This window comes from Faecalicoccus sp. LCP19S3_E2, assembly GCF_052121255.1.
Taxonomy (GTDB): Bacteria; Bacillota_I; Bacilli_A; order Erysipelotrichales; family Erysipelotrichaceae; genus Faecalicoccus.
Genome location: NZ_JBQKEP010000001.1, coordinates 294,624 through 305,707 on the forward strand (window position 1 = coordinate 294,624; position 11,084 = coordinate 305,707).

The 11,084-nt window shown below is 39.5% G+C and carries 12 protein-coding genes; 5 read left to right on the forward strand and 7 right to left on the reverse strand.

The window, feature by feature from the left end; genetic code table 11:
• The first annotated feature begins 2 nt into the window (after window positions 1–2).
• Genes ACTQX6_RS01520 through ACTQX6_RS01530 form a run of 3 tightly spaced genes read left to right on the forward strand, consistent with a single transcriptional unit; the run spans window position 3 to window position 1,656 of the window.
• The gene (locus ACTQX6_RS01520; protein ID WP_167698349.1) at window positions 3–314 is read left to right on the forward strand and encodes a TIGR04076 family protein; all 312 of its coding nucleotides are present in this window, start codon (window positions 3–5) and stop codon (window positions 312–314) included.
• Complete coding sequence (gene bilS, locus ACTQX6_RS01525) at window positions 311–820, forward strand: flavodoxin family protein BilS (RefSeq protein WP_117445982.1); 510 nt, start codon at window positions 311–313, stop codon at window positions 818–820. The genes ACTQX6_RS01520 and bilS overlap by 4 nt, the downstream gene beginning before the upstream one ends.
• Window positions 817–1,656, forward strand: coding sequence for an NAD(P)-dependent oxidoreductase (locus ACTQX6_RS01530; RefSeq protein ID WP_294688646.1), 840 nt, complete (start codon window positions 817–819; stop codon window positions 1,654–1,656). Before bilS ends, ACTQX6_RS01530 begins: the two co-directional genes overlap by 4 nt.
• Before the next feature lie 25 nt (window positions 1,657–1,681).
• On the opposite strand, the gene ACTQX6_RS01535 is transcribed toward ACTQX6_RS01530, so the two are convergent.
• The gene (locus tag ACTQX6_RS01535) at window positions 1,682–1,933 is read right to left on the reverse strand and encodes a hypothetical protein (protein WP_205141694.1); all 252 of its coding nucleotides are present in this window, start codon (window positions 1,931–1,933) and stop codon (window positions 1,682–1,684) included.
• Between the two features lie 324 nt (window positions 1,934–2,257).
• On the opposite strand from ACTQX6_RS01535, the gene ACTQX6_RS01540 reads away from it, so the two are divergent.
• The gene (locus ACTQX6_RS01540; RefSeq protein WP_320863128.1) at window positions 2,258–2,503 is read left to right on the forward strand and encodes a hypothetical protein; all 246 of its coding nucleotides are present in this window, start codon (window positions 2,258–2,260) and stop codon (window positions 2,501–2,503) included.
• A 261-nt stretch (window positions 2,504–2,764) separates the two neighbouring features.
• The gene (gene ftsH / locus ACTQX6_RS01545) at window positions 2,765–4,642 is read left to right on the forward strand and encodes an ATP-dependent zinc metalloprotease FtsH (protein WP_320863127.1); all 1,878 of its coding nucleotides are present in this window, start codon (window positions 2,765–2,767) and stop codon (window positions 4,640–4,642) included.
• A 35-nt stretch (window positions 4,643–4,677) separates the two neighbouring features.
• Here ftsH and ACTQX6_RS01550 read toward each other — a convergent pair whose 3' ends face one another.
• From ACTQX6_RS01550 to ACTQX6_RS01575, 6 genes are all read right to left on the reverse strand, one after another.
• A complete protein-coding gene (locus ACTQX6_RS01550) occupies window positions 4,678–5,625 on the reverse strand; it encodes a class I mannose-6-phosphate isomerase (protein WP_294689275.1) in 948 nt (315 codons plus the stop codon).
• A 129-nt stretch (window positions 5,626–5,754) separates the two neighbouring features.
• Entirely contained in the window at window positions 5,755–6,408 is a 654-nt protein-coding gene (locus ACTQX6_RS01555) for a potassium channel family protein (protein ID WP_168965955.1), read from the reverse strand.
• A gap of 1 nt (window position 6,409) precedes the next feature.
• A complete protein-coding gene (locus ACTQX6_RS01560) occupies window positions 6,410–7,756 on the reverse strand; it encodes a TrkH family potassium uptake protein (protein ID WP_294689278.1) in 1,347 nt (448 codons plus the stop codon).
• A gap of 196 nt (window positions 7,757–7,952) precedes the next feature.
• The gene (locus tag ACTQX6_RS01565) at window positions 7,953–9,587 is read right to left on the reverse strand and encodes a putative manganese-dependent inorganic diphosphatase (RefSeq protein WP_272005121.1); all 1,635 of its coding nucleotides are present in this window, start codon (window positions 9,585–9,587) and stop codon (window positions 7,953–7,955) included.
• 57 nt (window positions 9,588–9,644) lie between these two features.
• Window positions 9,645–10,349, reverse strand: coding sequence for a YoaK family protein (locus ACTQX6_RS01570; RefSeq protein ID WP_294689279.1), 705 nt, complete (start codon window positions 10,347–10,349; stop codon window positions 9,645–9,647).
• Entirely contained in the window at window positions 10,350–10,853 is a 504-nt protein-coding gene (locus ACTQX6_RS01575) for a GNAT family N-acetyltransferase (protein ID WP_272002152.1), read from the reverse strand.
• Between the last annotated feature and the right edge of the window lie 231 nt (window positions 10,854–11,084).

Here is an 11,084-nt window from a genome sequence, read left to right on the forward strand (position 1 = left end):
TTATGAAAAAGATACGTATCACCGCTTTAAAACAGACGATCTACACCGATCTGATTCAAAAATATGAAAACCCGATTCAACATGCCTGCCCTGTTTCGGAAGGGCAAACATGGGTCGTTTCCAACGCACTTTGTCCATCCGACTTTTGCCAAAGCGCCTGGCAGAACTTATACCCCTATGTTTTTGCCTTAGCACATGGCGCAACGGATTTTTTCGATGGATGGATGAAGGATTCAAGATCGGCTTTGATCAGCTGTAACGATGGATTTCGTCCAGTATCTTTTCTTTTAGAAGTGATGGAGGAAAAATCATGAAAATCTGTATTTATTACGATAGTATAACCGGCAACACAAAAAAGATTGCCGATGCGATTTATGAAACTTGTAAAGACGAGGTTGTATATTGCGGTAAACCACACAAACTACAGGAAGCCGATTTATATTTTATTGGTTCCTGGACGGATAAAGGCAATTGTTCTTCTGTGATACAAAACCTTTTATCTTCTTTAAAGAATAAAAAGATTGCGTATTTTGGCACATGCGGTTTTGGAGGATCATCAGAATACTATGCTTCTTTGTATCAAAGAGCCAAAAGTCAGATTGATGATTCTAACGTCATTTTAGGACATTTCTTTTGTCCCGGAAAAATGCCGGAAGCCATTAAAGATCGTTATGTGAAATTATTACAGGAACATCCGGAGGACAAAAAGCTGCAAGTCAGTTTAAAAAATTTTGAAGAGGTAAAGACTAGGCCCAATACAGAAGATATAAACAAGGCACAAAGTTGGGCCAAAGAAATGATAAAGGAGGCTCTACAATGAAAATTGGATGGATCGGTGCCGGAATCATGGGAAATCCCATGGTGCACCACTTATTGAAGAATGGACACGAGGCTCATGTGTATGCCAGACACCCACAAAAAGTACAAAATCTGGTTGAAGAAGGCGCTGTTTTAGAAGAAAACATTGCTTCTTTGGTGCAGCACAGCGATGTAATTTGTACCATGGTAGGCTTCCCTAGTGATGTAAAAGAAGTGTATGGCACAATTTTCGAACACATTGAACCCGGTAAAATTTGCATCGACTTTACTACATCTTCACCATCTCTGGCTGTTGCGTTAGCACAGCAGGGAAAAGATAAACAAGTAACGGTACTTGATGCACCTGTTACCGGTGGTGATGCCGGCGCCAAGCAGGGAACCTTAACAATTTTGGTCGGCGGTCCAAAAGAAACTTTTGATCAGCTACAGCCTGTTTTCAGCGCATTTGGTAAAGATATCTTTTATTGCGGAGTAGCCGGAGCCGGTCAAAAAGTAAAGATTGCCAACCAAATCATGATTGCCAATACACTGCAGGGTATTTGTGAAGCTATGACCTATTTAAAGAGCCAAGGCTGCGATCCTACTTTGGTCATTCAAAATCTGCAAAATGGAGCTGCCGGTTCCCGTCAGTTAGAACTCTTAGGACCAAAAATGCTTCAAAATAATTTTGATCCCGGCTTCTACATCAAACACTTTGTCAAAGATTTAAGAATTGCTCTGGATCAAAAAGAAGCAAAACTGACCGGCGTAGAAAATGTGATCCAAGAATACATCACTCTGATGGATCAAGGATATCAGGATCTAGGTACGCAAGCTCTGATTAAATATTTTCAGTAAGAACCACTCGCTGGTTCTTTTTTCTTTACCGAGTTCCCCGAAAATAAATCAATAATGTCAACAATGGAACCAAGGCACAGAAAAAAGCTGAATATTTTTCATACCATTTTTGATGATGATAAAAAGACCAGCCAAGCCATCCCACATCTCCAACTAGACAACATATCGCCAATCCGATATGTAACATTGACATATGCGTATTACAAATCCATGTATAGATAAAAAAGATCAAGTTCAATATAAAAAACAATATGTAACGATATACATCCTTCTTCATAGAAATCATCCCCTTATTTGCCCATATACTATATGCGTTTTCTGTGTTTTCAGTACTGTTTAAATGTGTGAAATTATCAAATCTGTCAAACATAAGAATTGTCTTCTCTGGCTTAAAACACGATATAAAAATATTCGTCATTTTTTTAATAGTTTTCCTGATTTATTTCGTATCTAATAGTGAGGCTATTATTGCTAGTATGTGAAATCTGTTTTTACCTGCCTTCTTTTACTGCCTTGTTTTGATAGCTGATAGACAATATGAAATGACGAAGGAAAACAGTCTACAATCAAAGAAGTAATCAAGCAGGAAGAAGGAATCGCCATGGCAGACAAGATCATCAAGTATATGAGCCAGGAATGGATCGATCAGCTCAATGAAGAATTCGAACAGTTGAGTATCAATGACAGTATTCGAATGGAAAATGCACGAATCAAACGGGCAAAAGAGAAAGGCCGTGAAGAAGGACAGAAAGACTTAATAAAGCTATTATCCCAAACAATGACTGCAGAAGAGATTTCTAAAACAACTCAAAAACCATTAGAAGAAATACAAAATATATTGAAATAAACTTATATTGTATTTTTTCAAAATCAATCTCTACTAAAAACTGCCAGGCAGAAATTTAAAAACTGCCTGGCCCTTTTTATACAAATTGAACAAAGATTTTTATGGATAGAACTCTTTTCTATCTATTTTTTACCCTAGTGTCCAACAAAATTTATAGATATCTTCTTTACATTATGTGAAATTATCTTTTCTTTAGCAAACCAATTGACAGAGTGCTAAAAAGATTTATAATGATATCAATTCTTTTAGGAGGATAGACTCATGAACAATCAACCCAAACGATCCTTATATCGTTACTATGCCATTATATTAATTATTATCCTGGCTTTAAATTTTATTGTGATGCCTCTGTTCAATTCCAGTCGTATGGAAACTACAACATATTCTGACTTTTTAGATTCGATTGAAGAAAAAGATGTTGAAAATGTACAGATTGAAGACCAGACGGTATATTACACATTAAAAGGTGAAGACAACAAAACCTATGAAACCGGATTAATGAACGATGATGATCTGGTAAATCGACTGGATGCTTCCGGCGCTAACTTTACACAGGTCATCCCGACACAGATCAATCCGTTTGTCTATTATCTCTTAACTCTATTTTTGCCGATATTTATCTTCTGGTGGTTTGGACGACGTATGTTTAAGAAAATCCAAAGCAAGACTGGAAACGAAAGTATGTCCTTTGGACAGGGAGGTTTTGGTTTTGGAAATTTAGGAAAATCCAATGTAAAAGTCTATGAAGGCAAAAAGACCGGAAAGACATTCCATGATGTAGCCGGTCAGGAAGAAGCCAAAGAAAATTTAAAAGAAATCGTGGATTTCTTAAACAACCCGAAAAAATATAAAGAGATTGGTGCACAGATGCCTAAAGGTGCTTTGTTGGTTGGCCCTCCGGGAACCGGTAAAACTTTATTAGCCAAAGCAGTAGCCGGTGAAGCCGGTGTTCCTTTCTTCTCTATTTCCGGTTCTGAATTTGTAGAAATGTTTGTCGGTCGTGGAGCTGCCAAGGTCCGGGATTTATTTAAACAAGCACGTGAAAAAGCACCTTGTATCGTATTTATTGATGAGATCGATACCATTGGTAAAAAACGAGATGGTGCCGGATTATCCGGAAACGATGAACGAGAGCAGACCCTAAACCAGCTGTTAGCAGAAATGGATGGATTTGACGGATCAAAAGGTGTTGTCTTATTGGCAGCAACTAACCGTCCGGAATCCTTAGACCCGGCTTTGACAAGACCAGGAAGATTCGATCGTCGTATCCCTGTAGAATTACCGGATCTTGCCGGACGAGAGGCTATTCTTAAACTCCATGCACAGGATGTAAAATGCTCTCCGGAAATAGATTTTAACGTAATCGCAAGAGCCAGTGCCGGTGCCAGTGGCGCTGATCTAGCCAATATGGTCAATGAAGCAGCCTTATTAGCCGTACGTGACGGACGAAAGATGGTTGTTCAACGTGACTTGGAAGAAGCTATTGAAATCGTTATAGCCGGTGAACAGAAAAAAGGAACGGCCATTTCCAATAAAGAGCGTATGATCGTATCCTATCATGAAATTGGCCATGCCTTAGTCGCTGCCAAATGTCAAAACAGCGCTCCGGTTCATAAAATCACGATCATCCCAAGAACCAAAGGGGCTTTAGGTTATACCATGCAGGTTGAACAAAACGAACAATACTTAGTATCTAAGGAAGATGCTTATCATCGATTGATGATCTATACTGGTGGTCGATGTGCCGAGGAACTGATCTTTAATTCCATCACAACCGGCGCCAGCAACGATATTGAGCAGGCTACCAAGCTGGCACGAGCCATGATCACACGCTACGGTATGAGTGATAACTTTGGCATGATGGCTTTGGAAACAGTAAACAATGCATACTTAGGTGGCGATACCAGTCTTCAGTGTTCGAATGAAACCGCAACTAAAATCGATGAAGAAGTAGCCACTCTAATCAAAAAAGCCCACGATGAAGCTTATCAAATCTTATTAGACAATAAGATGAAGCTGCATGAACTTGCCAAATATCTTTATGAAAAAGAAACTATCACCGGCGAACAGTTTATGTACATTTTAAATAAACCGGTAGAAATTCCGACTTCTTTAAACAATGCAGAAACTAACGCATAGGCTAAGAGCTTTGAGAACAAACTCAAAGCTCTTTTTTAAACATTTTCATTACGATAAGATGCCAGGAAAAGATCCATCTTTCCTTCAAAATGCATCCATCCCATATCAGCTGGAACCAGTATTGTTTCGCCTTTTCGAATAGGGATATCATTGATTGTCCCCTGCCCTTTTACACAGGTATAGAAGGCAAATCGATCATGAAGAAATTTTCCCTTTTCATCGATCTGTAAGCGAAATAATGTATATAATTCGGGTTCATCCCCATATCGTGTAACTCTACAGCCAAATTCAAAAGAAGACGGAAACATTTGAAATTCAATCCTTTTATCCGGAATATTGACATTCTCAAAAACTTCCTGCGGTTGAATCTCTCTTTTCTTATGTGTACCTGGATCAATACGATCATAATCATACAAGCGCAGTGTCAAATCTGCATTTCGGGATATATTGTATGTGAGCACTCCTTTTCCTATCGCATGCAGCGTACCGGTAGGAATATCGATAAATCCATCTATTGGTGTAGAAAGGTAACGTAACAGTTTTTTCCATTCTTTCTGCTTTGTCCATTCCATAAATTCTTCTTTCGTGTTGGCCCAATGCCCAAATTCGATATATCCATCTTTTGGCGCATCTAAAATGACCCATGCCTCCGGTTTCCCTCGACCTCCGTTATACGCTTTGGCAAATGCATCATCCGGATAGATTTGAATAGAAAGATCTTCCATGGGATCCAAGATGTTGACACGAACCGGCAACTGTTTAGTCTCACATTCAAACCACTCTGGCTTCTGATCATACAATTCCGACAATGTGCAATTCATTTCCGGCACTTCACAATCCGCATGTCCCGGCAATGCCACCACATTATAGACTTCCCCTAAAGGAGCTACATCTGTATCATAGTGAAATTCTTCTTTTAGCCGGATGCCTCCGCCCCACATTCTGGGCTCATAATGTGGCATGATTTTAACGATCTTTTTCATGAGCTTGATTCTCCTGTATTCTCATCTTTATCTCATTTATATCGTATTTATCACATATCGTACATTCCTTTTTTCCTATGATTTTATAAAAAGAAAAGCCGTGACCTTGTACGATCATGGCTTAACCTATTACTTAAATTGTCCTACTACTCTATCGATATCTTTTTGGAGCCCAATCACAACAAGATGCTCATCGTCTTCAATGACATGACCGGCACCTGGAAGCATATCCAGCTTTCCCTCTTTTTTCGTGCTGATGATGCTCAGACTGTACTGACGTCGAATATCAACTTCACCGACTGTTCTTCCTACCCATTTCGGTAATGGTGGAATTTCATAGATGGAGTATCCTTGTGAAAGCTCTACATAATCAAAGACATTGTTCATACTGCAGCGAACCGCCATTTTCTCCGCAATATCCCGGTTTGGATACACGACTTCATCCGCTCCGTTTTTCAACAGGAATTTTGCCTGAATATCACGATCCGCTTTACTAATGACTTTCTTGGCACCTAAAACCTTTAATTGATCAGTAATCTCCAAAGAGCTTTGGAAGCTACTTCCGGTGCAGACAAAACAAATATCATAGTTGTTGACACCTAAAGAGCGAAGTACTTCTTCATCCGTACAATCACCGATTTTTCCATCTGTTACAATTGGCAACAACTTTTCTACTACTTCGGCATCCTGATCAACAACCATAACTTCATTGCCTAATTTTGCCATTCGAGTGGCCAAATGACGTCCAAATCGTCCTAATCCGATAATCAATACTGTTTTCATCTTAACCTACCATCACTTTCTCTACCGGGTTCTGTACGGCCGGCACGCTCTTCTTTTCAAAGAAGCTGTATGCAAAGGACATCGATCCTATACGTCCTAAATACATCATCAAAATAATGATCACACGACAGACAGGCACAAGGTCTCTTGTGATTCCGGTCGTCATACCTACGGTTCCTAAACCGGAGAAGACTTCAAACGCCACATCCAACATATTCAAATCCTGTATTGCACAAATCGTCATGATGGATACTAGCGCCAAGGTCATCGTCATGATCAAAACATTGCTGGATTCTCGTACGGTATCCTTGGAAACCTGTCGTTTAAATAAATTACAGTCATGATGACCACGTACACTGTTAAACCAGGAAGAGAACAAAACTGCTACCGTTGTCGTTTTGATACCACCGGCTGTTGATCCGGGACTTCCTCCGATATACATCAACACGCACATCAATAAAGCACTGCTTTGTCGTACCACACCGAAATCAACAGAGTTAAAACCGGCTGTACGTGCTGTAACCGAACTAAACAAACAACATAAAATCTGTTCATGAATCGGTCGTCCTGCCAGAATCGCCTCTTTTTCAAATAAATAGAAGAGGAACGCTCCTCCAAAAATCAAGATAAATGTTGTGACGAGTACGATTTTTGTATGTAAACGATATTTTCTAAAATGCCATTTATGTTCCAAAAGATCAGCCCATACGATAAAACCGATACCACCGATGACGATCAATGACATAATAACCATATTGATTAGTACATCCCCGGCATATGTTTCCAGGGAACTATAAGCCCCAAAGAAGCTCCCCAGAATATCAAAGCCGGCATTACAGAAAGCCGATATGGAGTGAAAAATACTCATCCACAAACCTGTCTGCAGGCCAAATTCCGGAATGAAGCGAAACATCAGTAAAACAGCACCAATCGATTCAATGATCAAAGTTCCCATCAAGGCTTTTTTGACCAGTCGGATAACACCGCCAACCTTATCAACATTAAGACTATCCTGCAGCAGTCCACGAGTTCGTAAACTGATCTTTTTATTCAAGAACATCGAAAACAAAACACCCATGGTCACAAAGCCCAGTCCACCAATCTGAATCAATGTGATGATGACTAACTGCCCAAAAAAGTTCCAGTGTGTTCCGGTATCTACCACAACCAGTCCAGTCACGCAAGTCGCACTCGTTGAAGTAAACAAAGAAGACAAGAAATCAGTCGATGTGCCGCTTCTGGAAGAAATAGGAAGCATCAACAACAAGGCACCCATCAAGATCACCAGAAAATGACCGATGGCCAAAGTCTGTGCATGGCTAAATCGCCTCTGAATTTTTTTAAACATATCTCTTCTCCAAATTCTCTATATCTAGCGTGAACCACGTTTCTTCTTATATACATATAATGTATATAGCACGGCATGGATATAAACAAATAGAAGAAAAACCGCTAGAATTTCCATCTTATTTTACACCACACAAAAGTATCACAAAAGATATTAATGTTTAATTAGTGTTCTGTTCTTTTGTATTAAAATTGTATTAAGATTTTGTGATCACATCTGTCAACATCGGTACAATCTGATTCTTCCGCGATAATATATTTTTTTGTACGATATGCCTATTTTTATAGGAAGGGAAGGCTTCTTCTACCCAATGTTTTTTAGGCCCTGCTGCGAAAAAGACCGAGCCATTTTCCAATATGCTTGTAAAAACACCTACACATACATCCAACCCTCTTTGTTTAACAAGCTTGGAAAGCTCTTCTTCGATTTCTTCATCCAAACCTAGCACATAGTCCACACAAGGTATGATCACTTGCGAAATCATCAGCTTCTGATTACGAATCTCAAAGTATTTGATATCGGTATTGACTAACTGTTCCACGCTTTTTCCGGAAATATCGGAGCTGACTGTAAACATATCGGTCGCAAAGGCATCGATATCCAGGGACGCGAACGCCGCCAGCATGTTGGCCACCTCAATATCCTTTTGCGTTGTCGTTGGCGACTGGAACTTCAAGGTATCCGAAAGAACCGCTCCCAGAAGCAGACCAGCCAGATCTTTGGGAATCGGAATCTGGTTTTCTTTAAAGATCTTGGCGACGATCGTTGCGGTACTGCCTACGATTTCATTTCGGAAGGATACCGGCTTGCTTGTCGCAAAGTCACAGATCCTGTGATGATCCAATACTTCCACCAGTTCGGCCTGCTCGATCCCTTTAACCGACTGTGAAAATTCATTATGATCGACCATAACGATCTTCTTATTCGTATAATTCATCATATGATAACGAGTCACGTAACCGATTGGCTGATATTTTTTATTCACGACAGGATACATGCGATAACGCGTCTTCAACATCTTTCTGGAGACATCTTCGGCAAGTTCATAATCGGAAAATGTAACTACTTTTTTCGTCATGATCAATCCGATCGGTACGGAAAAATACAAATAACGTGAAGTATTCATACTTCCATGACCCGATAGAACAAGCTGGCAATGATATTGTTTTGCCAGTTCAATGACTTCCGGCTGTACCTCTTTTGTCCAAACCATGACAAGCATACCGGCGCCTTTTCGAATCAAGTCAGACTGTGCCTGTGTATCATCTCCGATAATAACGATTCGATCCTGAATATCATAGTTCTTAACATGATTTTTCGTTAATGCGACGATTGACACTTTCCCGTTGATATGACGATTTTCATCTCTATAAACCAATTTTCCGCTGATTGTTTTCACAATATTTTCAACCGGTGTTTCCTTTAACAGATCGATACCCTGAGCCGTATCACCCAAACCTACAAAGGAGATATCGCTGCGTGTAACGATTCCGATCAAAACACCATTTTCATCCGTTACCCCAAAGCCTTGCCCTTGTCCACTCTGCATCAGTTGCAGGGTTTCAAAAATAGTTGTTTCTGGATTTAGATCGACCGGATGATCCAGCTGCATTTCCTGCAGTTGGATCCTGGCATCTTCTAATAATTCCGGTTCTTCAAAGTGAAAACGCTCCAACAAATAACGTGTTTCGGTATTCAAATTTCCCAATCGACATGCCTTGGCGGGAATGCCCATCGCTCTTTTTAAAAAGGCATACCCAATCGCCGATGCCACACTGTCGGTATCGGGATGGATATGTCCTGTAATATATAGTGGTTCCTGTTGCATCATCAGCCCTCCATTTGATTTCATTATAGATTTTTTCTATAGGTTTTACAATGAAGAGTGTTAATGCCCGGAAGGGATCTTTTGAAAATCGCGATGATCTTCTTTAATATCCCCACATGCCAAAAGTATAAAGGTCACCAAAAGAGGTAGTAGTGCAATCCAGATAGCTCTTTCCTGTAACCACAAACAAGCAGCTGCTTCAACGATACCACCAAGCAAAAAACTCAAAAGCATCGATAAATGCGCCAACCCTTTCGATAACGCTTTGATATCTCTTTTTTTGATGTAGTGGATCAAGCCCAGTCCTGTCTGTCGCAAATGATTGGTACAAAATGTGGTAGCCATAGGAATGCTTTCTGCCTGGCGGAATGTGTTATACTGCATCGAAGCAATAAAGTTGATCATAATTTGCACAACATGATGGTTGATTGTCAACGGAATCCATCCAACGATAAACAACACGAAAATCTCAAAAGCCACCAGATAGGTATCCCAGCGAAACAGATGAATTCGTTTTACCGGATTTGGCAACAGTTCGGAAAGGATGGTCCCCGCAAAATAAGCGGTGATCGGAATCAGATAATACAAACCCTGTGAAAACTTTCCTGTCCCTAAAGAGACTCCCATCATCACAAAGTTTGCGGTTTGCGCATTACAGAAGACACCACCACGTAAGATAAATGTATAGGCGCCCATCATTCCTGCCGCAAACATCAATAAAATAAAGACTTCCCTACGCTCACAGGCAAGATATTCTTTTTTCATTTAGAGCGTGTACTCCAGGATATAATCATCCATTACATATCCGTTTCCGATATCTGTCACATCCTCATCCACTTTTTTAAATCCCCATTTCTTATATACATCTAAAGAATGACGATTCTGTTTATTACATGTCAGATAAATCGAGTTATACTGATATTTTCTGGCATGTTCTTGAATATAAGCAAACATTTTAGAAGCATACCCACATCCTCTGGCTTCCTTCTTTAAATAGATCTTACTTAAAAACAACTGTGTTTCTTCATGCGCTAATGCGATATAGCCAACAAGACCTTGATCATCCTTTACCATAAAATAATGATAATTATGATGTTTTTCCAGATCTTTCATCGCATCAAAGCTACAGAACTTTTCCACCATATAATCAATTTGTTCATCACTTAACAAAAATGGAAAATACTCATGCCAGATGGCATTAGCCAGATCAGCCGTTTGATGAAGCTGCTCATCATTTATACAAGGTTCAATCAATAATGTGTTTGACATATTCTCTCTCCTTTTTTACGCTGTCTATTGTACACCAAACTTTATATCCATAACAGAACGATCTATTCTTTCTTTATCCAATTGTGTTTGAACTAAAATTCCATAAACGCACTTAACTAAACCATTTGTCTATTTTATATTCAATATATTCTAAGTATTGTGATCCATTTAATGCACTTATATCATGCAAATAGAGAACATAAACCAAATTTAACTGTACACACTAACTAA